Annotated in this window: 26 protein-coding genes and 1 pseudogene; 9 read left to right on the forward strand and 18 right to left on the reverse strand. The window is 61.5% G+C overall.

Annotated elements, in window-relative coordinates; all coding sequences use genetic code 11:
* Window positions 1-18: 18 nt before the first annotated feature.
* The 13 genes and pseudogenes from fliQ to fliE form a co-directional block, all read right to left on the reverse strand.
* Complete coding sequence (fliQ, locus tag ABD704_RS05915; RefSeq protein ID WP_344698752.1) at window positions 19-288, reverse strand: flagellar biosynthesis protein FliQ; 270 nt, start codon at window positions 286-288, stop codon at window positions 19-21.
* 1 nt (window position 289) lies between these two features.
* A pseudogene (fliP, locus tag ABD704_RS05920) lies at window positions 290-934 on the reverse strand (flagellar type III secretion system pore protein FliP); the annotation flags it as partial.
* A 16-nt stretch (window positions 935-950) separates the two neighbouring features.
* Entirely contained in the window at window positions 951-1,220 is a 270-nt protein-coding gene (locus tag ABD704_RS05925; RefSeq protein ID WP_344698753.1) for a flagellar biosynthetic protein FliO, read from the reverse strand.
* Window positions 1,220-1,573, reverse strand: a complete 354-nt coding sequence (fliN, locus tag ABD704_RS05930) for a flagellar motor switch protein FliN (protein ID WP_344698754.1) — start codon at window positions 1,571-1,573, stop codon at window positions 1,220-1,222. Before fliN ends, ABD704_RS05925 begins: the two co-directional genes overlap by 1 nt.
* A gap of 18 nt (window positions 1,574-1,591) precedes the next feature.
* Window positions 1,592-2,293: a FliM/FliN family flagellar motor switch protein gene (locus ABD704_RS05935; RefSeq protein WP_344698755.1), complete on the reverse strand. Its 702-nt coding sequence runs from the start codon at window positions 2,291-2,293 to the stop codon at window positions 1,592-1,594.
* A 134-nt stretch (window positions 2,294-2,427) separates the two neighbouring features.
* Window positions 2,428-3,051: a flagellar basal body-associated FliL family protein gene (locus ABD704_RS05940; RefSeq protein ID WP_344698756.1), complete on the reverse strand. Its 624-nt coding sequence runs from the start codon at window positions 3,049-3,051 to the stop codon at window positions 2,428-2,430.
* A 20-nt stretch (window positions 3,052-3,071) separates the two neighbouring features.
* Window positions 3,072-4,313 carry a flagellar hook-length control protein FliK gene (gene fliK / locus ABD704_RS05945; protein WP_344698757.1) on the reverse strand — a complete coding sequence of 414 codons (1,242 nt, stop codon included), beginning with the start codon at window positions 4,311-4,313 and terminating at the stop codon, window positions 3,072-3,074.
* Window positions 4,310-4,729: a hypothetical protein gene (locus ABD704_RS05950; RefSeq protein ID WP_344698758.1), complete on the reverse strand. Its 420-nt coding sequence runs from the start codon at window positions 4,727-4,729 to the stop codon at window positions 4,310-4,312. Before ABD704_RS05950 ends, fliK begins: the two co-directional genes overlap by 4 nt.
* Window positions 4,726-6,057 (reverse strand): FliI/YscN family ATPase, encoded by a 1,332-nt coding sequence (locus tag ABD704_RS05955; RefSeq protein WP_344698759.1) that lies wholly within the window; start codon window positions 6,055-6,057, stop codon window positions 4,726-4,728. The genes ABD704_RS05950 and ABD704_RS05955 overlap by 4 nt, the downstream gene beginning before the upstream one ends.
* A complete protein-coding gene (locus ABD704_RS05960) occupies window positions 6,054-6,626 on the reverse strand; it encodes a FliH/SctL family protein (protein ID WP_344698760.1) in 573 nt (190 codons plus the stop codon). Before ABD704_RS05960 ends, ABD704_RS05955 begins: the two co-directional genes overlap by 4 nt.
* The gene (fliG, locus tag ABD704_RS05965) at window positions 6,619-7,656 is read right to left on the reverse strand and encodes a flagellar motor switch protein FliG (protein ID WP_344698761.1); all 1,038 of its coding nucleotides are present in this window, start codon (window positions 7,654-7,656) and stop codon (window positions 6,619-6,621) included. Before fliG ends, ABD704_RS05960 begins: the two co-directional genes overlap by 8 nt.
* Entirely contained in the window at window positions 7,653-9,173 is a 1,521-nt protein-coding gene (gene fliF, locus ABD704_RS05970; protein WP_344698762.1) for a flagellar basal-body MS-ring/collar protein FliF, read from the reverse strand. The genes fliG and fliF overlap by 4 nt, the downstream gene beginning before the upstream one ends.
* Window positions 9,174-9,288: 115 nt before the next feature.
* Window positions 9,289-9,627, reverse strand: coding sequence for a flagellar hook-basal body complex protein FliE (gene fliE / locus ABD704_RS05975; RefSeq protein WP_344700503.1), 339 nt, complete (start codon window positions 9,625-9,627; stop codon window positions 9,289-9,291).
* A 257-nt stretch (window positions 9,628-9,884) separates the two neighbouring features.
* Here fliE and ABD704_RS05980 point away from each other — a divergent pair, with 257 nt between their 5' ends.
* From ABD704_RS05980 to ABD704_RS05995, 4 genes are all read left to right on the forward strand, one after another.
* Window positions 9,885-10,700: a flagellin N-terminal helical domain-containing protein gene (locus ABD704_RS05980; protein ID WP_344698763.1), complete on the forward strand. Its 816-nt coding sequence runs from the start codon at window positions 9,885-9,887 to the stop codon at window positions 10,698-10,700.
* A gap of 731 nt (window positions 10,701-11,431) precedes the next feature.
* Window positions 11,432-11,908, forward strand: a complete 477-nt coding sequence (locus tag ABD704_RS05985; RefSeq protein ID WP_344698764.1) for a response regulator transcription factor — start codon at window positions 11,432-11,434, stop codon at window positions 11,906-11,908.
* 29 nt (window positions 11,909-11,937) lie between these two features.
* Window positions 11,938-12,285 carry a hypothetical protein gene (locus tag ABD704_RS05990; protein WP_344698765.1) on the forward strand — a complete coding sequence of 116 codons (348 nt, stop codon included), beginning with the start codon at window positions 11,938-11,940 and terminating at the stop codon, window positions 12,283-12,285.
* Window positions 12,286-12,324: 39 nt separating this feature from the next.
* Entirely contained in the window at window positions 12,325-12,783 is a 459-nt protein-coding gene (locus tag ABD704_RS05995) for a hypothetical protein (RefSeq protein WP_344698766.1), read from the forward strand.
* Between the two features lie 1,053 nt (window positions 12,784-13,836).
* On the opposite strand, the gene ABD704_RS06000 is transcribed toward ABD704_RS05995, so the two are convergent.
* Window positions 13,837-14,085 carry a hypothetical protein gene (locus ABD704_RS06000; protein WP_344698767.1) on the reverse strand — a complete coding sequence of 83 codons (249 nt, stop codon included), beginning with the start codon at window positions 14,083-14,085 and terminating at the stop codon, window positions 13,837-13,839.
* Between the two features lie 306 nt (window positions 14,086-14,391).
* Here ABD704_RS06000 and ABD704_RS06005 point away from each other — a divergent pair, with 306 nt between their 5' ends.
* Complete coding sequence (locus ABD704_RS06005) at window positions 14,392-14,598, forward strand: hypothetical protein (protein ID WP_344698768.1); 207 nt, start codon at window positions 14,392-14,394, stop codon at window positions 14,596-14,598.
* 468 nt (window positions 14,599-15,066) lie between these two features.
* On the forward strand, window positions 15,067-15,276 hold the full coding sequence (locus ABD704_RS06010; RefSeq protein ID WP_344698769.1) for a hypothetical protein: 210 nt from the start codon (window positions 15,067-15,069) through the stop codon (window positions 15,274-15,276).
* Window positions 15,277-15,299: 23 nt separating this feature from the next.
* Here the strand turns inward: ABD704_RS06010 and ABD704_RS06015 are convergent, their stop codons facing one another.
* The 3 genes from ABD704_RS06015 to ABD704_RS06025 form a co-directional block, all read right to left on the reverse strand.
* On the reverse strand, window positions 15,300-15,992 hold the full coding sequence (locus ABD704_RS06015; protein ID WP_344698770.1) for a fimbrial biogenesis chaperone: 693 nt from the start codon (window positions 15,990-15,992) through the stop codon (window positions 15,300-15,302).
* The gene (locus ABD704_RS06020; RefSeq protein ID WP_344698771.1) at window positions 15,989-18,115 is read right to left on the reverse strand and encodes a TcfC E-set like domain-containing protein; all 2,127 of its coding nucleotides are present in this window, start codon (window positions 18,113-18,115) and stop codon (window positions 15,989-15,991) included. Before ABD704_RS06020 ends, ABD704_RS06015 begins: the two co-directional genes overlap by 4 nt.
* Window positions 18,116-18,451: 336 nt before the next feature.
* The gene (locus ABD704_RS06025) at window positions 18,452-18,982 is read right to left on the reverse strand and encodes a hypothetical protein (RefSeq protein WP_344698772.1); all 531 of its coding nucleotides are present in this window, start codon (window positions 18,980-18,982) and stop codon (window positions 18,452-18,454) included.
* 176 nt (window positions 18,983-19,158) lie between these two features.
* Between ABD704_RS06025 and ABD704_RS06030 the strand changes: the two genes are divergently transcribed.
* Window positions 19,159-19,521, forward strand: a complete 363-nt coding sequence (locus ABD704_RS06030) for a hypothetical protein (protein WP_344698773.1) — start codon at window positions 19,159-19,161, stop codon at window positions 19,519-19,521.
* A 984-nt stretch (window positions 19,522-20,505) separates the two neighbouring features.
* Here ABD704_RS06030 and ABD704_RS06035 read toward each other — a convergent pair.
* A complete protein-coding gene (locus ABD704_RS06035) occupies window positions 20,506-20,862 on the reverse strand; it encodes a hypothetical protein (protein ID WP_344698774.1) in 357 nt (118 codons plus the stop codon).
* 290 nt (window positions 20,863-21,152) lie between these two features.
* Between ABD704_RS06035 and ABD704_RS06040 the strand changes: the two genes are divergently transcribed.
* On the forward strand, window positions 21,153-21,803 hold the full coding sequence (locus ABD704_RS06040; RefSeq protein WP_344700504.1) for a PilZ domain-containing protein: 651 nt from the start codon (window positions 21,153-21,155) through the stop codon (window positions 21,801-21,803).
* A gap of 686 nt (window positions 21,804-22,489) precedes the next feature.
* Window positions 22,490-22,993: a hypothetical protein gene (locus ABD704_RS06045; RefSeq protein ID WP_344698775.1), complete on the forward strand. Its 504-nt coding sequence runs from the start codon at window positions 22,490-22,492 to the stop codon at window positions 22,991-22,993.
* The last annotated feature ends 68 nt before the right edge of the window (window positions 22,994-23,061 follow it).

A 23,061-nucleotide genomic window follows, 5' to 3' on the forward strand; every position in this document is an offset into this window, starting at 1 on the left:
CGGCGAAGCCTTGCGGCACTAGCGCGCGACCTCGGGAATCCGTGCGAACATCTCGCGCGTGAAGTCCGCGAGCAGCATCATGATGCTGCCGCCGAAGATCGCAAGGCAGATCCCCACGACGATGAGCTTGGGGACGAAACTCAAGGTCTGCTCGTTGATCGAGGTTGCCGCCTGGATCATGCCGAAGAGGACGCCGGCCACCAACGCCGGAATCAACAGTGGCGCGGAGGCCAGAGCAAGCACCCAGAGCCCATGCTGGGCAATGCCGATATATTCGTCGGCGCCCATCTCAGCTCCTCACGAACGAGGAGGCGAGAGATCCCATGGTCAAAGCCCAGCCGTCGACCAAGACGAACAGCAGCAACTTGAAGGGCATCGAGACGATGGTGGGCGATAGCATCATCATGCCGAGCGACATCAGCGCCGAGGCGACTATGAGGTCGATGATCAGAAAGGGCAGGAAAATGAGGAACCCGATCTCGAACGCCGTCTTTAGCTCGCTGGTCGCGTAAGCCGGGAGGAGGATCGAGAAAGGGACCGCCTCGGGCGAAGCAAATTTGGGCGCCTTGGCGATGCCCGCGAACATTGCGAGGTCTGTCTTGCGCGTCTGGGCGATCATGAAGGCGTGCAGCGGCTTGCCCGAGCGCGCGAGCGCCTCGTCGACGCTAATCTCCTTGCGACTGTAGGGTTCGATGGCGACGCGGTTGATGGTCGACGTGACCGGCTGCATGATGAACAGGGTGAGGAACAGGCTGAGTCCCACCAGGACCTGGTTGGGCGGCGTCTGCTGGAGCCCGAGCGCCTGACGCAGGATCGAGAGTACGATGATGATCCGGGTGAAGCTGGTCATCATCAGGACCATGGACGGGAGTACGGTCAGCGCTCCCATCAGGATCAACAGCTGGAGTGGGAGGGACATCTGCTGACCGTTTCCCGCGGCGTGCAAGAGGCTATCCATCGATGAGCTCAGGCCCGGCTTCAGTTAGCAGCGTGACCTGCCCCCGGCTGACCGCGATCAGCAACCTGCGTTCATCGAAGCTCACGACGGCAAGCTTGCTGCCGGGGCCGAGCGGAATCGCGTCGACCAGTCGCACCGAGCGATCCTGGACACGCATTGCAGGAAGGCCGAGCTGAAGCCTTTTCCAGAGCCATAGGCTCGCCCAGGCAAGCCCGCCGACCAGCGGAACCAGGATCACAAGTCGAAGGATATATTCGCCCATCAGGCGGCCCGCCGATCCTGCGTTCGGCGATCGGTGCTTCGGCGGTCGGCGCCGGCGCGGCGGTCGACGATCTCGGTGACGCGAATGCCATAACGGCCCTCGATGGTGACCACTTCGCCGCGAGCGATCAGTGTGCCGTTGGCGAACACGTCGAGCAAGGCATCAGCTTCGCGGTCGAGCTCCACTACGCTGCCCTTAGCGAGGCCGAGAAGGTCGCAGAGCTTGAGCGAAGCTGAGCCGACCTCGACCGAGATGCGCAGCGCAACACCGGAGAGAAGGTCAAAATTCTGGTCGAGCAGGTCAGTTGCCTGTTCGATGTCGCTCGCGCTCGGGGCGCTTGCCATGTCGGTCATGGAAAAACGGATCCTTCTTTAGAGATGTTCGATGCAAACGGCGGCGCGGCCGCCTGACTCGCCAGCACTCCCGCGTGCAAAACGGAGCCCTGCGATTAAGAGGTCGATTTGGGCCGGCAGGCAGACCGGGATGACGTCGCCCGCGCGAAGATTCATGAGCCGAGCCAGCGGCAATTCGGGCTGAGCGAAGACGGCGCGGACCGGGAAAGAAACATCGAGCGCGCAATCCATCAGGCGCGCCTGCCAACTCTCATCGGCAAGCTCCTCTCCTGTGGCTGGCGTAGCCGACTGAAGACCAGGAAGGGCCTCAAGCATGGCGATGGGAAAGCGGCATTCGATCTCGAATGGCGCGTGGCCGTCGAGGGTCACGCTAAAAACCTGGATCGCCACTGGGCCATCGGTCGGCCCGGCGTCGTCATCGAGCGCCGCGCGGATTTGCGCGAAAGGCTGCCAAGCCGCGCCAAGAAGCGCGCAGAAAGCCGAGGCGATGCGCTGGAAGAAGCGCGCCTCGGTCGGTGACAGCCGTTCGCGCTCGAGCACCTCGGTGCCGGCGCCGCCATAATAAAGGTCAACGAGGCGCATCACGCTAACCCGGCTGATCATCAGCTCAGCCGTTCCCTTGAGCGGCTCGAGGCGAATGCGTTGGACCGCAAGACCTTCGCTTGTCGGCGTCTTCTCGAGACGGACTGGAGTTAAGGCGACATGCGCGCGAGCCGCCATGAGGCCCTCAAGGAGTTCAGCGATGCCCCGCGCAAGTTTATGCCCGGCTCGCTCGAGCCCGGGATAGGAAGCGCATTCCTCAGCGCGCCTTACAAGGTTCGCCTTTGTCACCCTGCTACCGGAAGCAACCGGGCTCATTGGATGACCAGGCTAGTGAAGTAGATATTGTCGACGCCGCCAAAGCCTTCCTTGTCGCGGAGCACCTTGTTGGTGGCTGCGGTCAGCTGCTGCTGAAGCGCCTGCTTGCCGCGATTGGTGGAGAGAACGGCCGGGTCCTGCTCGGCAAGGACCATCAATGCGGCCGAGCGGATCGGCACGGTCTGGCGTTTGATGTTCTCGACGACGCGATGGTCGTAATAGGTCGCGAAGCTCAGGCCGACCTGGATGATGCCGCCGTTGGCAAGGTTGGCGGTGAACGGCTGATCGAGCGGAACGTAGGTGACCTCGAACTTGCGCGGATCGACCGCGACGCGATCGCTGGTCACCGAGACGGTCCCGAACTTGGGTGCAGATTCCTTGCTTTCCCCACCTTCGGGGCTAGCGGAGACGTCTCCATTATCGCTGCGCTCGACGAGCTTGGGCCGGCTTGGATCTTCGGTTGCGCCCGCCGCGAGCAAGCCGTGCGAGGCATAGACGCCAACGCCGACGCCGCCACCGATCAACAGCGTCGCGCCGGTGAGCGTAAGCAGCATGATCTTGAACTTGCCCCGCTTCCTGGGTTCGGCGGGCATCGCCGCGGCGGGCTTCTTGGTCGACATGAAATGTTTCCTTCCTGAGCTCAGGCGTAGCGTCCGTCAGGGCGCAGTTCGTTGGTGGATTGAGATTGTTCAGCGGCCAGCGGTGCGGCCTCGATAGGGAGCGCTAAGGGCGCGTTCGGCCGGTCGTGGCGCTCGCGGTCGGCGCTGCCGCCGCCCAGCGTCACATTCGTCGCGGCGACCTTGAGACCATTGGCGCGCATATCGTCGTTCAGCTGATGCTGCGCCTGCGCGACGGTCGCCCGGCTCTGATCGTCGTGGGTGCGGATCGTGACGGCGACGCCGGCATCGGATGAATGGAGACGCACGTCGAGCGGGCCGAGCTGGTCGGCGGTCAGCCGGAACGCGGCACGGCCGCTTGTCCCGGAGAGCGAGGCAATGTCGCGCATCAGAGCGTCGAGTTGCTGGAGCTCGGGATCCACGTTTGTCGCGACAGCGTTGGCACTTGCCGGCGACAGGTGCGGCACAGAGCCCAGTGGCTTTGCGTGCATTAGCGCTGCCCCGAGGACTTGGGTGTCGACCGATGTCGCCAGGCTCGCTGCGGCGTGCAGCGCGGGCGCGGGCGAGTTCAGGCGATCGTCCGAGCCGTCACGTCCGCTCGGCAACAGCGAAGATGCTGGTTGGTCTCCGGCAGGCATGGCTGCCATTGGCAGAGCTCTTTCCGACGGCACGTTGCCGCCAGGCAAAATTGCGGCGCGTGCGGCCGGCGGCGGCGGGACAGCGATCGCTGCGACGGCGGCAAGTGCCTGCTGGATGGTCCAGGACGAAGGCTCGCCGGTTGGTTGCTTTTCGCGACGGGCTGCGGCCGGCTCCTTGTCCGCCTCGCGCAGGCGGAGGGTGCGTGCGGGACCTCCCCGCGCGGACCCTGATTGCAGAGTTGCGAGCACCATCGCCGCCGCAAGGGCTATTGCGGGCTCGCCGGCAGGGTCGGTTTCCGCCGTTGTTGCGGGCATCGTGCTCTGAAAGGGCCGTCGAGCAATGGCTGCATCGACGTACTCCTGCGGCGGACAAGTGGCAGGTGTCGCGTCGTCGGCGACAACCGCGTCGGCCGCCTGTGCCATATCAGCCATTGTTCCGGTCTGCGCGACAGCCGGTGGCGGAGCGGTGGGTCCGCGATCTTCAACGGCTTCCGGCTGCGCTGCGACACCGAAGCATGCCGCCGCAGTCGACAGCAACTCGGTGAAGCCGGTAGCCGGCGAAGCGTTCGCAGCATCGGTGACACAGGCCGAAAGCTCGGCAGACAAAGGCAACGAAACAGCGCTCATCCGCGCTTCCTCCTGATTCGTGTCGGACGGTTGGCGTCGTCGCGCAGGGACTGGCCCCTCTCCTCGCCTGCGGCAGCCCGGTCGCGGAGCCGTTCCGTGCCATCCTTGCGCGTGCCGGCGGCAAGGCGCGCCGCCCATGCCTGCTCGTGACGCGCCTCGGCGGCGCTGATCGGATGAGAAAGGTCACCCTCCGCCCGACCCAGGCGCTCGTGCATCTCGGACATCGCGTGGAGCGACTGTCCGTGGCTCGAGCCGAGCGCCGGGCGAAGGCTTGCGCGCAGATCACCGATGCGGCGCGCGACGCCTAGCAGTTCGGCAATGCGCCGTTCCGCCGCAGCCTCGCGTGCCGCGGCGACGCGATGCTCAACCACCCGCACGCGTAGGATCCTGTTGCAGCGCTGGGACAGCCGGCTCACGCGCCAAATCCTTCGATTAGCGCGACGCGGGAGTCGTCAAGCGCAAAGCGCTCGCCGGGCTCCTGACGGAGGAATGCCAGCATATCCTCGCGCCGGGCAATTGCCTCGTCGAGCGCGGGATCGTTGCCAGCAGCGTAGGCGCCCATCAGCAGGAGATCCCGGTTTTCCTCAAAGGCGGACCACAAGCGACGGAAGTGCGCTGCTGCCGCAAGGTGAGCGGTGTCGGTGACGTCGGGCATGGTGCGTGAGAGCGAGCGCGCCACATCGATCGCCGGGAACACGCCCTGCTCAGCAAGCGGCCGCGACAAGAGGATGTGTCCATCGACGATGGCGCGAGCGGCATCGACAATTGGATCGTCGGTATCGCCGCCGTCAGCGAGGACGGTATAGATTGCAGTGATCGAACCGCCGCTACGGGAGTCTGCTCCGGCACGCTCGACCAGGCGCGGGATGAGGCCGAGTGCCGAAGGAGGATATCCCTTCATGGTCGGCGGTTCACCAAGGCCGAGGCCAATTTCGCGCTGCGCGTGTGCAACCCGCGTCAGGCTGTCGATCAGGAGGAACACCTTCTTTCCCTGCTCGCGGAAATATTCGGCGATCGCGGTCGCGCGCATGGCGGCCCGAAGACGAAGCAGCGGCGCATGGTCGGCTGGAACGGCGACCACCACCGACCGCGGCTTGAGGCTGCGGGTGATCTTGGTCTCGACAAAATCGCTAACCTCGCGGCTACGCTCGCCGATCAACCCGGCAACGATCACGTCGGCGTCGACGCCCGCGAGCATCTGGCCCATCAGAACCGACTTGCCGACGCCGGAACCCGCAATGATCGCGACTCGCTGGCCAACGCCGACGGTCAGAAGTGCATTGACCGCGCGCACGCCGACGTCGAGCGGACTGGTGACGCGGCTGCGGCGCAGCGGATTTACGCGCTGACCCGCCAGTGGCCATGCGAGCCGGCTCGAAATTGGTCCGCGCCCGTCGAGTGGCTGCCCGTGGGCGTCGATTACTCGTCCAAGGAGCGCATTGCCGCACTGGGCAAGCCCTCCATGCCCGTCGGGCTCGACCCGGCTTCCGGCCGCGACCGGTGCGTCGTTGTCGAACGGGAGGATGAGGCTGCGGTTTCCATGGAATCCGACCACCTCGCCGCGCAGCAGGGTCTCGCCTGCTGCGGCAATGCGAACTGCGGTTCCGAGCGGATGGGTGAAGCCTTCGGCCTCAAGCATCGCGCCTTCGTGTGCGACGAGCCGGCCGATGCGACGCGGGCCCACGGACTCAAGGGCGATCGCCGCCGTGACTGCTGCCCCCGAGCTGACAAGGCGACTGTTCATTGCGCTAAACCTTCAAGACCGAGCTGCTCGCGCAGCGCTTCGAGGTGAGTCGCGACGCCGTCCTCAACCCAGCCGGTCGAATCCTCGATGCGCAGCGAGCCGCGCGACAGGTTCGGATCAGCGACCACCGGGAGTGGAAGGACCGAAGGATCGAGGAGCGCGAGGTCCTCGGGATGGAGGCGAAGAGTGGCGGCGCGCTCGGCCTCGGCGATGAGGCCTGCTGCGCGGCGCGCGCGCATCAGCAGAAGGTTGGTGTCGACGGCGAGCTCGCCTGCCGTTAGCCGAACCAGGCGCTCGACGGTCTCGGCGATGAGCAATGCGAGCTCTTCGCTTGGCCCGGGCTGAAGCGCTTCGCATGCGGCGACCAGGGTGGCAAATTGCTCGCGCTCCCCGGCAAACAACTGCTCGGCATCGGCGAGTCCTTGCTGGTAACCGAGCGCGAAAGAGTCATCCGCCGATGCGGCCGGCAATGCGGCAACGGCCGCGCTGGCAGCGGTGTGCCGCAACAGCGGCCGGAAGCCCGCAAGTGGGCGCGCCTCTGCAAGCCGTACGGCCTGGAACTCAGACATAATCGTCCTCACCGCCAAGCTGGATCTCGCCCGCGTCGGCAAGCTTGCGAGCGGTCGCGAGGATCGTCCGCTGCGCTTCCTCGACCTCGGCCCGCTTGGCGGGTGCACTTTCTGCCATCTCGTCGCGGATCGTGTCAGCGGCTCGGCTCGACATGCAGCCGAGCATCTGTTCGAGCAACTTGGCTTCGGCGCCGCGCAGCGCAAGGCTGAGCACCGACCCCTCGACGGCCCGGAGGACCGCGCCGAGGCTCTTGGAATCGAGCGCCGCGAGGTCCTCGAACACGAGCATCTCGCGTTCGATCGCGGCGGCAAGCGCCTCGTCGCTCTGCTTGATGGAGGCGATCAGCCTTTGGCCGTCGGCTTTGCGCATGCGGTTGACGATCTGCGCAGCTTCGGCGGCGCCGCCGACCTTAAGAGGCGGTGCCGAAGCACCGCGCGAGGAGTAGTCGGAGAGGAGCTGTTCAAGATCCTCGATCGCTTCGCGGCGGACCTTGGTGAGTCGAGCGGCGCGGGCGAGCAGATCTGCCTGGGTCGCCTCGTCGAAGTCGCAAAGGGCGTTGGCCGCGGTTTCAGGAGTGAGCACTGCAAGGATCAGCGCGCCGACCTGTGCATGCTCGGCCTTGAGGATGTCGGCGATCGTGTCGACCTCCATCCACCGCAGCAGATCGAGCGCGACAGCGCTGCTCCTCGGCGCAATCTGGGTCAGGATATTGTCGGCGCGGACGTTGCCGAGCGCGTGGGTAAGGACCGAGCGAACATGAGGCTCGACTCCGACCGAGAGGGCGGATGTCGCGCGGCACCGGGCAACGAACAGGTCGAGCGCGGCCTCAACCGTTGTCTCGTCGGCATTTGCGACTTTGAACATGCTCTCGCCGAGCCGGCGAACGGTCGAGGGATCGAGCGCTTTGACGATCTCGCCAGCATCCTCGTCACCGAGCAGCATGAGGAGAATCGCCGCCGCGGTCGCGCCGTCGACTTTGGGCGAGGCGCTCTCGACGCCTTCGAGCTCGTCCTCGACGTCCTCGCTCATTTGCGCGCCTCGACGAGCTGGCGGACAACCATCGCCGCTTTCTCGCGGTCCTGACGCACGAAGTTGCGGACGAGGTCGGCGCGCGCCTCGTAGCTCGGCGCCGTTTCGATCATGTCGAGGGTGACGGTCGGAAGCCGCGCCTGCGAGCCGGGTGCTCCCTCACCACCGTCACTAGCGAACTCTTCGCCGAGCGCCCTACTGCGGAGCGACTTCATCAGCGGCCGGCCAACAAACAGGAAGGCAAACAGAGCGGCAACGAGCGCACCCACCTGGCGAACCAGCGGCAGGAACCAGCCGCTTTCCCAGAAGCGTACCGAACTTTCCTCGACTGGGGCGAACGGACGCGAGGTTACGACTACCTGGTCACCGCGCGTCGCGTCGAAACCGACGGCGCCCTTCACCAAATTCTCGATCGCTGCGAGCTCGGCTGGGGTGCGCTTCTTGTCGGCTTCGTTGAGGGCGACGGCGACGCTCAGCCGGTGGAGCCGGCCTTCGGGCTGATGGGTGACCGAAATCTCGCGGCCAACGTCGAAGCTGCGCGAATAGGTCTCGGTCGACTGGTTGTCGTTCGAAGATTGCGCGGCCTGCTGCGGCGGCGGCTGGTTTGAGAGCTGCGATGCTGGCGGCGGCTGGTTAGAGAGCGCTCCCGGGATGCCGGCGGCCGGGACATTGGCATTGGCAGCAGAGGTCTTGTTGCCCTGCTCGCTGCGCAGCGCGCGATCGTTCTGCGGATAACTTTCCCGCGTCGATTGGCTTTCCGATGCATCGATGTCGGCATGGACTTCGGCGGTATAATTGCCGGCGCCAAGCATTGGCGTCAGGAGGGTCGCCAGCGCCTGTCGGTAGCGGCCCTCGGCCTGGAGCTGGAGCTCGAAGTTTTGGTCATTGGCAACCGAGGCGTCGCGCGACATCAGCGCACCCGACTGGTCGACCACGGAAACGTCGCCCGGCGACAGTCCGCTGACCGACGAGGAGACGAGCTGCTGAACGGCCCGCACCTGGGCTTCGGACAAGGTGCGCCCGGTCTGCATTGTCAGCATGACCGAGGCCGCGGGCGGGCGCTCGTCGCGCACGAAGGGGCTCGGGTCGGGCGTTGCAAGATGGACCCGCGCGATCTTGATGCTGTCTATCGCCTCGATCGTCCGGGCAAGATCGGCCTCGTGCGCCGCGCGCAGCGTCTCGCCTTCGACTGCCCGGCTTGAACCCAGTGGGAGATTCGCGACCAAAGCGTCCCCCGCGGGGGCAGCCTTGGGCAGGCCTTGCCCGGCGAGAAGGATTCGCGCGCGCTGGAGATCGCCCTCGCCCACTTCGACGGCGCCAGTTGAGCTGTCGATCGAATAATTGATGCCGGAGGCGGAGAGTGCGCTGACGACGGCCGACTTATCAGCGTCGGTCAGACCCTCAAACAGGCTGCGCTGCGGCGGGGTCTGGAACGACCACCAGGCGAGTGCGGCAATGGCCATGGCGCTGAGCGCCCCGACCATCGGCAGGCTGCGGCGGACGGCGGGCTGATCCATGAACGCGCGCAATGGTTCGAGGCGCGCCGGGAGAGTAAATGACGGAACGCGCACCTGTCGGGCAGCAGGCACCGCAACGGCGGCCGATTCAGCGATGATTTCTCCGGCCATCGCGTCAGACCGGCATGTTCATGATGTCGCGGTAGGCGGACAGAAGCTTGTTGCGTACCTGCAGCGTGGCTTCGAAACTGAGTGAGGCTTTTTGGCGCTCGACCATCACTTGGACGATGTCACTGGTGTCGCCGCGCTCATATGATTCGGAGATCGCGCTCGCCTTGACCTGCTGGTCGTTGACCGCGCGCACCGCGTCGACCAGCGTCTTGCCGAACGAGGTCTCGCCCGCTGCATCGACGCCGTCGCTCGACGGGTTTCCGGCGGCGCGTTGGAGCGCCTGGTTCTGGTTGAGGATGGCCGAACGTAACTGCAGCAGCTTCCCCGATTCAATCCCCGTGATCATGTCCCGGTCGTCCCCCAAAGCGTTGCCCCACGCGGGCTCGCCAAGCATTAAAGCAAATGCTGTGCCAGACAGACATTCGGGTGATTTTTCAGCTGCCTGGTGGCCTGAGGCACGAGGCCGGTCGCGAGTGGGCAGTCGGCATTCCGACAGGTGGGTGATTAAAGGTTTTCGACGAAGTGCCGTTTCCTTGGCTGGGCGGCCCGACTGGTTGGGCTGCTGCAGGGGCAACACTGCCAGAAAGGAATCTAAGAGCCATGACCGTCATCAACACCAACGTTTCGGCGCTTCGCGCCCAGAACAGCTCGCGCCTCGCCAGCAAGTCGCTGGGGGAAGCCATGGACCGCCTATCGAGCGGCAAGCGCATCAACAGTGCCAAGGACGACGCAGCCGGCCTCGCGATTGCGACCCGCATGGACGCCAAGGTCCGCGGTCTCACGCAGGCCGTACGCAATGCCAACGACGGCATTTCGCTGGCCCAGACTGCCGAGGGCGCGATGGGCGAAGTGTCGAACATTCTGGTGCGCATGCGCGAGCTGTCGGTTGAAGCCGCCAACGGCACGGCGGCGGCCACTGACCGCACCGCGATCCAGACCGAGGTCACGCAGCTCATCGGTCAGATCGACGACATTGCCGGGCGCACGGACTTCAACGGCACCAACCTATTCAATGCCGCTGGGACGTTCAGCATTCAGACCGGCGTCAACTCGGGCGAAACGGTCGATATCGACTTCGTCGCGATGAACTCGACCGGCCTCGGGGTGAACTCGGTCGACATGTCGACGGCCGCTGGCGCTTCTTCCGCAATGGCGCTTATCAGCACGGCGATCGACACGGTCGCGACGCAGCGCGCCAATGCCGGCGCGTCACAGAGTCGCCTGGAGGCAACCGTCAACAATTTGACGTCGACTGCCACCAATTTGACGGAAGCCAAGTCGCGCATCCAGGACGCCGATTTCTCCGAGGAATCGACAAAGCTCGCGACTGCGCAAATCCTGTCGCAGGCGTCGACCGCCATGCTGGCGCAGGCCAACCAGAGCCAGCAGGGGGTGATGAACCTGCTTCGCGGCTAAGCGGCACCGAGGGAGGGGCGGCTTCGGCAGCAGCGCCGGGCCGCCTTTCCTTTGCCCTTGAGGAACTGAAGTAATTCGAGGGATGCTTAGAGACTGATGCAGCTGCCATTTACGAACAATAACCCGCCAAATGAGCGTCCGGCGCAACCGCCTTCGTCCTCGCCCAAGTGGGCGTACCTCACGAATGAGGTGGAGTTGTTTCGGAGACGCGCGCTCGAGTGCCGTCAGGCCGCGGAACGCACGCCCCATGGCCCTTGGCGGCTCCACCTCGAGAGTATAGCTGAGGAACTCGACAAAGAGGCTGGATGGATTGCGAGCGCGATCAAGCGCTGATCCTGACATTCTGAAGCAGAACAATTTTCAGGGCCTCGCGCAACGCGCTTCGACGGGTAGCGTCCCGAGGACCCATGATATGAAGCGTCAGAGCCGACATCGCGGTCGAACCCGCTGGGCGACCTGCGCCTTAATAGCGCCACCGCCGGGGCCCTAGCAGAGCGAGACATCGCCGCTAAGTCCTTCGTGAGCGCTGCTCAAAGTCCAACACCATAACGGTGCTGTAAAAAGGGAGCAGGTCATAGCCGCGCGATGACGCGATACATCCAAAAGCGTGCCCGCACGTCCACGGTGCGCGTCATTTCCTCGGCTCTAGCATTGAGGGCTTGCCTTCGACGGCGCAGCCGGTGTTCTACATTCAGAAAATGCCAACTCACCTCAGAAAAGTAGGTCGACCAGTGATCTCGCTCGACGACGAAGGTTCGGCAACCACGATCCTCACGGCGCGGCAGGCGCAATGCCTGCGCGGCGTACTTGAGCTGAAGTCTGCCAAGGAGATCGCCCGCGACCTCGGGATCAGTCCTCATGCCGTCGAGAAGCACCTGCGGATTTGCCGCGAGAAGTTCGGAGTCGCCACCAGTGCTGAAGCCGCCCGTTACTTTGCACGTCAGTCGAGAGGTAACGAGTTCCCGCACTACGACATCTCGGACCTCGTATCGGGGAGCCACACGAGGGATGGTGGGCCCGTCCTCGAGCAGCCAGCGACACCGAACTTGGCTGCGCTCGAGGAGACATATGGAGCCCTTTCAGACGACCACCCGCTCACGCCCCTCCAAACGCTTCTGGCCATCGCTGCAGTGTCCTTCGTGTCGATCGTGGGGCTGCTGCTCCTGGTCGCCTGCGCCGAGGGGATCCGGAGGCTGGTGACGAACTGACCGGGCTTCTGATCAAGAGGAACTCGGACATGCTGAACGTGAGACTGAATGCAGCGCGCAAGATCGCCGACGCGTTGATCCCAAGCGAAGCCGACATCGAGACTGCCATTGCCAGCACGTCGCGTCTCATCGCAGCGATCGCGGAAGGTCGGGCTGAAACCAACCTCCCCGTCGCCATGGGTCAAGATAGCCTCGCCGCCTTGAGCGCGACCATGGCCGCGCTCATCGAAGCGCGCGGCAAAATCGCGACCGCTCATCAGGCACTCGCCCAGGATCGCATCGACGCAGGGCTTCGCGCATATGGCATGGGTGACGTCAGCGATTGCCCGTCGACTGGCGCCCTCGGCCTGGTGGAAATGTCGCGGTCGGCCGCCTGATCAGTTGTCGGGATCCGGTCAACAACGCAGAGCGAGACGGTGATGAGAGTCGAAGTCTATCTCCTGTTGCTCAGTGTGGCGACCGGATCCGCGATCATCTTTGGAACACGTGGCGAGCGCTGGCTTGGAGCGACGATCCTTGCGGGCAATGTACTCACGCTTCTGGTCGAGCGGATTTTGGGGGAAATCTACGCGTCGGTCTCGTTCGGCTACCTGGCGCTGGATGCGCTTCTCGCCGCGACCCTCTGCTTGATCGCTGTCAGGTTTCCCAGCTGGGTCGCGATTTGCGTCGCTGCATTTCAGATCAACGGGACGCTTGGCCACCTCGTAAAGCTGCTTGCGATCCACACGATCCCGTTCAGCTATGCTTTCCTTCTGAAGGTTTGGGCGTGGCCGATGGTGCTGTCGCTGTTTGCAGCTCGCTGCCTCCCCGCGATGCGCACTACCCTCCTCGCAAGAAATTGGCGTCCATTAGCCCGCCGGTACGGCAGGCCTTGACTAGGCGCACCTACCTCCATCTTCCTTAAAGGGACCAAACCAATTGTGCTCAAATAGCCAGACGCGCTCGGCCGACACCCATCGTCTCTCACACTTCGCCGGCGAGTTGCTTTCAATCCGTCGGGCTCGCGGCAATGCCACTTCTGACGAACTATTTGGCGAGCCTGGTTGGGATATGCTTCTGGCCCTCTATAGCAGGGAAATCCCACTTACGGTCAGCACGTTAAGCAATGTCACGAGGCTGCCGGAGTCCACAGGAACTAGATGGGTGGCAGTGCTCGAGAGCCGCCGCCTTGTCAGTCGCCTCGAGAGTCCAGGCACCCCCGGCCCCGATCTTGTTTCGATAACCGACGAAGGTCGCAACATTTTGGAACGATCGCTTCGCGCGATTTTGAGCGCGGCCTAAGATTGGTAATGTCTGTATCGACGGGATCTGAGCAGTAACGAGTCTTGTTTGCTACGCTGGTAAAGTGCCGGCGAGACATTCCATCACACTTGAGCATCCAGACGAAAACCCGCCCACTGCTGCCACGCCGGCGGCAGCACGACAAAGTGGCCGCCGATCGTGCAACGATGGCGAAGTCATTGCTTGCGCTTACTTGCCAGTCAAACGGCCATTTGAAACATGTTTGACCAGTGTTAACGTGCATAAGCCCGCAGCCGTTTGTCCGGGGAAGTAAAAGCGTATGAGCATCAACGCGTCTGGGGACAATCACGACAAACTTCACGAAGCGCTTTCGCTTCTCGAGCATGCGCTCAAGTTGCTCGATGAAACTGATGCGCCAAGCCAAATCGGCGCATATGTAGATTTAGGCGCGTGTCACTTGCGCACTGTGCTTCAAGAGGGGCGGCCAATTGGCGCCAGTAAATCATAGGTGAGCAGGGATTTGCTCAAGATCGCCCAGAGTAGCCCATCTGGTGCGCTCCGTTTAGAGCCAGACGCGGCGCTCCCAAGCCTGCATCGGCTGGCTGCTCAAACGTTCGCCAGGCTGTGCGCAATAGGCAGAGCGTAGTCTAATCCTATTGGTGTCATCAGCGCCGGAAACCTTCGTATCAGACAATATTGCTGCCAGGCAGGTAGCTCTCGATCATGGCAGTGGCGACCAAATTGTTCGAGGCCATGCGTCGATGCCGACGGACCGCTGCGTTCGCCTGCCATTTCCAGCGGAACACTCGGATTTCTTCGTGCCACTTCTCCAATACGATGCATTCGAGCAGTGGTGCAGACCGCAGAGTAACTTTCCAGTAGCTCCGGCCAAAACCCGTTTGGGGCAGCGGAACGAAGGGGAGCTGTATATCCATTTGCGCCCATCTAGCTCCATCGGCGCACTGCTTTCTCGGTAGTCCGTTGCTTTCTTCACGGAGCGGGGGATCGCAGCGAGCGCTTAGACTGGGACTGATTACCAGCGGTCATTCAGCGGACGCGATGGCATGAGCAGTGGATCGCATGTCGGGCTATTCGCAGTCGAGAGCTGCGGATCGCTCCATAGCGGGGTGGCGCCAATTGGGTAATCAATAGGACCGTTTTGGATGGTCGCGGCTCCAACCATCTCCAGTTTGGCGCAAGGTGTAAACGCCAATTAGGCTGTAGTTCGTCAAGCCTGTGCGATGTTGCTGTTCGCCGCCTACGCCAGCGCCGCTTCCGCTCTTCCCGCTCGCGCCGAAGTTCGCGCCATGGCGCGCGTGCGCATCGAACGAGCCGCGACGGCGAGTGCGAAAGAGTGGGAGCAATCAAGAGACCCCTCGAAGAGAGAGATCGTTATCCGCGATGCAGGTGGCGAACTAATATTGGTCAGGGTCATCGAGTATGAGTGACCGACACATCCTAAGCCTTTTGGCTCACATTCACGCACTTTCACGCTTGCCCGATGGCAACCTAGTCGCAGCGGCCGACGGACGCATAACCGAGACGTCGTCAGCAGAGTTTATGCTCTCAAATGTCCGTCTTTCTGTTCGACTGCAACGCTCTCCGCGAGGTTGCGAGTTGGTCGACGCTGATGCCTTTGAGCACGGCGACGTGATAGGCGAGCAGTTGCACAGGAACGGCTAATGCGAGTGGCGCGGTGAGCGGGTGGACGGCCAGCATAACGGCTCGCAAACGCTGTCTAGATCCGTCAACTACGTAGTCGTCGGCGCCTACAACGCGATTTTGCCTCTGTTGCGTCGCGTCTAATAACAAACCCAGATTATCACTGATTAGCGGAAGTCCGGATGTCTGTTAGTAGACGCCAATCGTGATCGAGGTGCCTTGACGGCACTCAGGCAAACGCGGTGGGGGAAACTGTGAACGATATGCATTCGGGAACGCTACGAAGCGAAGGAACGGCGGCGCTTGGGCATATGGAGCAGGCACTCGAATTGCTTGATCAATGCAGCCGCACCGGCGAGATCGGAGCGCAGCTCGACTTAGCAATCTGCCGACTTCGCGAACTTATCGTCACCGAGGGACTGAGCGAAGTGACAGCCTCGGTAAGTCGGCCGCTAGCGAGCTAGATAGAAGCTGTTCAACAACTATCTCAATAGGTTCGCCGCTGTGACTGTCCCGCCGATCGAAGTGTATAACTGACCGGCAAATCTGCGGGAAGATCAAGCGTCCAAGCTGCGTTCGGATAAAGTCTTTTTCCCGGCAACGAGGTGCATGCATGGCCGTTGCTGCATTGCTGACCCTCCACAACCTCAACGCTGACGTTGCCGGAGTTCTTGAAGGTAAGTTTCCTGCCATTTCTCGCGCCAATGACGTTGACCGTCGGTCGGACGGGCCGGATCAGCACAAGTACGTCATACCCCACGACGACCTTAAGCCCAGACTCTGCCGACTTCAGTGCGCCGACGGTGGGCTTGATTGTGACGCGATAGACGTGCTCGCGGTCAGGGCTCGCTGACAAGTTAGCGAACCTGACGAGCCGTCGCTGACCGGCTTCAAGGATCATACGCGCAGGAGCGACCAAGAGACCTAAATTCTCTGGGTCCGGGTCACGGCGGTCTCTCTGAGACGGCATCCCCGCGTCAACGATTTCCCGTGGATCAATGGAAACGAAGCTGCGCTCCGGCGAATTGTTCCAGACCTCGACGTCCTCACGCGACTGCTTACCTGGTTGTAAGTCGACGATTAGCTCGCTGAGCACGAGTTCCGCGTGAGCAGGGCCCGGAACGATTATCCATGCCAACGTCGACACGCCAATCAGCACCATGGATTTCGCTGTTTTCACTGGCAGACAACCTTTCCCACCGAGGCATAATCGTTGCTCACTGCCGCGTTGCCAATCGGTAGACGGCAGCTAGCTTCGCCTGCGCCGCCGATCATCACAGCATCACCGCGCCTCACGTCTATTTGGAAGAACCCGTTTTCGTTGGTCTGGGCAATGTTCTTGGCAGTCTGGACCAAGGCGTTAGCCATCGGCCTCCCGGCGGGTGAGACTGCCTGCCCGAACAGGGTGAAATACGATTCCGCATCCCATGCGAGGGCCCTCACGTTTCCGGGATAAAGGGTAACTTCGCGTGCGGCCGTATCATAACTCACATTGACAGCTTCGACAGGAACAAGCCGCACCCTGTACGTGCGGTAGCCAGGAACGAACAAAGACAGCCGCTCGCCGACGCGTACCCGCCCTTTGGAAACATCGTCGACCAACACGTCGAACGTTGCGTCACGCGCATCACCGTTCACTGTGACAACGAAGGCGCTCTGCTCCGGCGAGCGTGCGCCAAGAGCCTCCACCGAAGAGCCAAGAGCGAAGCCGGACTGGAAACCAATGTCATATTGTGCGCCGCCCTTGCCCTCAAGATCGTGCAGAATATCGGCCCGGCCATTCCCGAAATTGCCGTAGAATGTCCCGCCAGCATGGAGAAAGGAGCTGCTGATGTTCCGATCTACTCCGGCCTCTACATTGAAGAGCGTTTGGGCCTGGGTTTCATGCGAGAATTGTGCGGTCAAATTGGACACGACCCGGGACACTCCACCTCCGCCGCTTTCATTCTGATAGGCTCCGCCGGTGGTACTCGAAATCGACATTCTGCCGGACGTAAGCAGTGCTCTGAATCCGGCGAAGGCGGCCGTCGCGGTCCGCGTTTTCTGTGCCGAAGCCTCGAACACCAATTGAATTCGATTACGCGACACAAGCGGCCAAGTGATATTTGGTCCAACGGTGTAGTCAGCGGCGTAATCGTGGTCCTTCCGGTAGGAGGCAACAATTGAGAGGTAGCCGCTGCCGAGGCGAATACCGACGCTTCCCGTTGCTTGTGTATACGACCCATTTGCAAGCTGGATGCCGGTTGGTGGAGTGAAATCAAACGTATTCGCATATGACGAAAACGGAATGAGCGGACCGTCCTTCGACCAAATGTGCCGTATATCGAGATTGGCAGTAAAGGGCCCCTGTCCGGAGGTACCGAACTGCAAAAGTCCCCCGGCATCGCCTGTGCTCGACACGAGACCGGCCGCACGGAGCCGGACTGGACCTTTGATGAACCAGGCCCCACCCTCAACGATCAACTTGTGTTGTGTTCCGAGCGCCGACACATCTAGCGCAAAGTTGTTGGACAGCCGCCAGGCTGATCCCGCCTGATAGTAGAAGGTGTTCGACGCACTGACCGGCTGGTGGGGACGCGTATTCGCAAGGAACCCTCCAAATGCATAGAAGATCGGATGGCCTGCCGGCGCCACTTGCTCGTTCTTCACAAAGAAGCGGCGTTCCTCGCGCACACTGCCATTCGGCTCATGAATTCTAAGGACGACTGTGTAGGAGCCGCTCGTCAGGGCAGACGTGTCGAGGTCAATGTTGCCTGCTGGATAGGAACGCGAGCTGACGAGGCGCCCGTCGACAAGGAGCTCAACCCGCGATGGCTGGGCGAGGAACACGATCAAAGGCGTTCCGCGCAATGCCTCTTGATCTGCCCAGGTGTCGAACTGGGTCCCGACCCCAGCACCGATAATTCGTCGCTGACCTATGAACTCATTGCCCGGGGCCCAAAACAGTCCCGCGGAATAGCGCAAGCTCTTACTATCAAACTCGCCGACAAGATCATCAACGACAAAGCCCAAATGGGAGGCGACTGACGTATTTGCCCGGATACGAGCGTTGCGAAGCGCGATGATCGTGCGGTTCTGGAAGTTGTAAGCTGAGGATCCGCCGATTGTGCCTGACGCGTTGATTCCGATCGCGTTGGTTAGTGAAAGCGACGCATCCGGCGTCGGCAGATACCCCTTCTCAAGGGTAGTTGAAACGCGCAAAAATCGCGGATTTACGAACAGGTCGACTCGAAACCGATCTTCGTCGTAGATGATTTCGGCGACATCCGGACTAATCACGCCGCAATCACCAGCGTTCGACATCGAACACGCTAGATCGCTGTGTGTCGGCAATGTCGACGCAAGCGCTGACTGAAGCTCTGGCGCCGCAATGAGGTCAGGAACCTTCGCAATGACTTCGCTGGGAGACTTAAACGTTAGGCGGCCCGGGCCTATTACGGCTAGCGCTTCGGCGACCTTCCGATCGCCGAAATACACGTCAACAAGCGTGACTCGGTCGCTCGAGAGGTTGTCGAAACCAGGGGGAGAACCCTCCATGGCTATGTTCGCGCCGGTAGCTTCGCATGCTCTCGGGACTAATATGGTTAACGCCAAAAGTGGCGCGAGATGGCCCAGTGATTTGCGCATCTCGGCCAGCAATCATTCCGGGCCGACGACGAGCGTCAGCGTTCCATTGTACGTGCCTGCAGTCGCGCTCGAGAGCGCCAAGGAACGAAGGACGAGTACGAGGCTGGCAGATGTCGCTGGCCCGCTAGCGCAAGTCTGCTGTGTCGCGGAGCTGAACTGGCCCGTCAGCGGAGTGTTTGGCGCAAGTTGCACGCCCGAGCTCTGCCCGGATGAACCGCTCCATTGCACTTCGTATGGAAGGGACTGCAACCCAGATGACAGTTCGAAAGCACCCGCCGAGCCATTACCGCTCGCTGTGATGTTGTAGCCATTGGTGCTGGTGTCGGCGAACAGGCAGACGCTCTCGCTGCGAATTGCATCGACGCTCAAGTTGGTGATGGAGCCGAAAGCAACGTCGCTGAGCTGAGTGATGCGGACCTTGTTGCTCGCAGCAAGCGCCGGAGTGCAGCCCAGCATTCCGGGCACGCCGAAGGCGTGAGCGAGCATGGCCGCGGCTGCGAAAGCCGCAAGACGTGCGCATACGCTGCGTTCGCGCCTGCGCACGATGCCATCCTGACCGGCTATCGCTGAAGCTGCGGTGGCTAGGAAACGGGGCGCCACCACAACAGCGCCATCACTCGGGCGCAACGACCAGCGTCAATGTGCCGGTGTAGGTCGTGGCAGCTTGCATGGTCTGCAGACTGGCCGTCGACATTTTTACGACCAGGCTCGCAGTTGCTGTGGCTCCCGACGAACACGTTGCGCTCGTTGCCGTGGATGTGAGCCCGGTGAGTGCCGACCCAGCGCTTAGTGCAGTGCCCGACGTCTGCCCGGTGCTTCCCGCCCATTCAACGCTATACGGAACTGTAAGCGCGCCGTTGGCGAGTGTGAAAGCTGTCCCGGTGCCGCTACCGGTCGCCGTTACGTTGTATCCGCGCGTGCTGGTGTTGCTCCACACGCAGACGTTCTGCGCTTTCGCCGCCGGCGTCGCTGGATCCTGGTTCAAGAAAGAAACATCCGTCAGACCGGTCAGCTGCACACGGTTCGGAACTGACGCTCCAATCGAGATCGATCCCGTCGAAGTTGTGCCAAGGCTGCCCTGAGATGCCGCCTGAGCTCCTCCGGATAGCAGTGCAAAAACGCTGGCTACTGCGAGCCGGCGAGACCGAGCCTTTATCATTGTCCATCCCCACGTCGACCGAACTCAAGTTCGATCCGTTTTGGAGATAACAGCAGTCGCGTAAAGATTGTGTTAAACGCTCAGTAAGCCGAAACGGTTAGCATGTGAGTACCTAAGGTCGGCAGAAGTCGCTGGCGGCGCTTTTGCCTGGTGCCGTCTTTATTCGGGGACGATCATGATCAACCGCGTGACACGGGACGCGTCATCTCCCAAATGATCGAACGAGCGTGGGATCCCAGCTCCTGGCGCTTCGTTAGGCTCCGTCAACTCAGCTTCCGTTACAGAGTAGCGCAGCGATGACGAAACGTTACTCGCAATCTTATAATTGAGAAGGGCCGTCATTTGGCCTGCCACCCCCTCCGCGTCTTCATTAACGGTAAAGGTCGGCATCACGCTCACGCTGACACGGATAGTTGCTTGAGAACGGCTATCTAGCTTGCCGCGAATTTGCTGCGAGCTTGCGACGCTGGGTAGGAGAGCGGCCGATAACCATGCAGCAGAGCGCAGCTTGAAATTTCTCATCCGCGCCTCGAACGTGAAGTAACTCGTTCAAGTTTTGCCGAGATGAGATGAAGCAATGTTTGCGATCGGAACCTACTCGGAGCGAACTTTATCCGATCTGGATATATCAACGCGTAATCTTGGCGGTTTCAGTCTGCAGAGGGACCAAAGTACAGATTGAAAAGCCGGGCGCCTATCGCTATTTTTAACGGAAATTTAACATCGGCGGGAGTATCAATGAACGACAGCGTCACTCCCAGGCATATCGCGTTAGGCGAGGCCCTGCAGCTTCTTCGATTGGCAATCGAAGTGCTGGATCGCGAGGCGGCTCCTGGGCACATCGCCGCTCATGTCGACCTGGCCGCTCATGAACTTGAGCAGGCAATCTTGGCACTTGGCCATAGTTCTAGGAAACCAGAATCGGGTGGCGAAGATCTCGGAAAAGTCTGCACATCTTAGCCTTCCCCTCCGCACTGAGCCGCATTCGAAGGTCGGTTTGCTTCACTCCTATTAAAATGCACTCAACCCAGCCGCGCTCTTCGAGCACGGTAATCCAGCGCGCCAATGTGGTAGGAGGGGCGATCCAATCGAAGTCTTTCGTCGCCAACTGTTCACCCTTTGATGTCGAAAGGTACAGTTGAAGTAATATCTCCCAAGCTGGATCCCCGAAGATCTCCGCGCCGAGGATCTGTTGGCGCATGCGGTGTAAGCGCAGGATCACCTCTACCTGATGCTCGATGTTCGCCCATGCTGTGTTGTCCAAACGGCATCCCTCGCGCAGCGTAGCGCCACCGCACAACGCGCAGCGCACCGGCAAAAATCTCGCAGTCTTTGAGAAATCAGCTCGGCACGCTGACCTGCCCGCGTAAGCAGATTCGGAACTGTCGCGCAAGCAGACATGCCAGAACCCGAAACGACAATCATGTCAGCCGCCGCTGACCTCCTAGACTCGCCGAGTTGTCATCGCGAATTCGGTCCGGATCGGTGGAAGTTTGCGGCATAATTAACGGTTTCCATCCATTCTGCCCGCTTCGGATCACGAAGAGATCAAGTGTGCAGGATCGGCAACGGCAAAGCGAAGATCGAGGGGATACGCGCAGCAGCGTCTACATAGCCGCGAGCATGTCCTGCGCCGGTATCTCCAGCGCAGCAAAAATCCGCAATCTTTCGAGCACTGGAGCGTTGATCGAGACTCCAATCACGCCCACAGCGGGCTCATCAATCCGGCTGCTGCGCGGATCGCTAGCGGTGGACGGCAAAGTCGTATGGGCCACCAACGGCCGCTTTGGCGCGCACTTTCTTCGCGAGGTTATTGTCTCTGACTGGATCGCTCCAGCCAAGAACGCTCAACAGGACCGTGTGGACAAGGCCGTCGCTCTCGTAAGGTCTGGTGCAGCGGCGGTAAGCTCGCAAGCCAGGCAAACCGCTACTCGAACACAGGAGCCGATTCCCTTCGAGGCATCAGAGCTTGCGGCTGAGTTGGCGGAAGTGTGTCGCTTCATTGACGCGATTGGAGCCACTCTTGCGGCGGACGCGGACCTGTTGCGACGCTTTGAAGGCCCGCTTCAGAACCTTGACATCGCAGCTCAATCCATCGGCGCCGTAGCCGGCGTGTTGACCGGTAGAAATGAGATGGACGGTAACCGCGGCGAGCGCTTATCGGCGCTTAGGGCCAGCCGCATTGCCGCGATGGCGAAGTACTAGTGCCGCTATTAGGCTAAGGAAGCGTTCAACTCTTCAACCGCAGCTACGCTTCTCTGGCGGAGGAAACCAAGCGGGCGCCGGAGCCCCCCCCCCCCAGTCAGGCGCCACATCTGCATTGCTTTCCCTGTCCTCGCAGGAGGTGGGCGATGCTCAGCCGTCCGGAAGAAGGGAATGAAGCCAAACAGTCTCCGCGTGTTCGACGGTGTCCGGTTTAACTCGGTTATGTATTCCTCCCAGACAGCGCGTAGGAGGAGCGGCGGATGGCCAAGTGTTGAATCGGGTTCGTACAAGTCACCGCGAACGCGCTTCGCGATAGCCGCTGAAATTTCCCCATGAGCCACCATCTCAGCCAGCTCGCGTAGGTAGCGGTCCGAAAGCTGCCTCAAGTTTTCCACCTCGGGTCGCTTTCCGAGCCACTATGCAAAGTTCCACGCTGCCATTTTGATCCCCACATTAGTCCGGTGTCGACGACCAGCAACGCCGGTCGAGACCCGAGAACTACAAAGTCTCAGTGTTCGCGCCCCCTTCAAGTGATCACAACGGATCGCGCGCAAAGGTACGGCATCCAATTTGGCGATTAACCGGTTTACTCCAGAACGGAGACAGTTTCACCTAACATTTACCCGGGATTCGAGTAAGTTGGCTCCAGCTCGGTGGTAAACGAATGTGGAAACGAGGATTGGTCAATGAACGCGCAACTAATGCAGCACGGCGACCCAGAGTTGATCCAGCTGCGCGACGAAGTAACCGAGATTGCCGCCAAGCTAGAGCGTCTTTCAATCAAACCAGGCTCTACAGCTGCCGACGAAGCTGCGCTCATGGGTGGGCCATCGCTGACCGACGTCTCGCCGAAAACGGTGATGCGCGAAATCCGGGCAAGGCGTCTCCGTGCCCGTTACGTGCCGTGCGGAGCATTTGCCGACCCGGCCTGGGATATGATGCTGGTGCTTTTCCACGCCGAGCTGGTGCAGAGGCGGATTACCGTATCGCGACTCTGCGGTGCCGCGCAGGTCCCGCCAACCACGGCTCTCCGCTGGATCACCACCTTGGTCGAACAGAAAGCCTTTGCTCGTAAAGCGGACCCGCTAGATGGACGCCGGCATTTCGTCGAGCTTTCACCCGAGACCAGCTTTGCACTGCGTCGTTACTTCGTTGAAGTCCTGGGCGGCGACCCTGAAAATCTCTGTTGAGTATCTGCGCATCGCCGAAATGCAGGTGAAAAACGCCTTGAACCTCGTCGTTCGATTGTGCCGCCTTG

This window comes from Sphingomonas limnosediminicola (genome assembly GCF_039537965.1).
GTDB lineage: Bacteria > Pseudomonadota > Alphaproteobacteria > Sphingomonadales > Sphingomonadaceae > Sphingomicrobium > Sphingomicrobium limnosediminicola.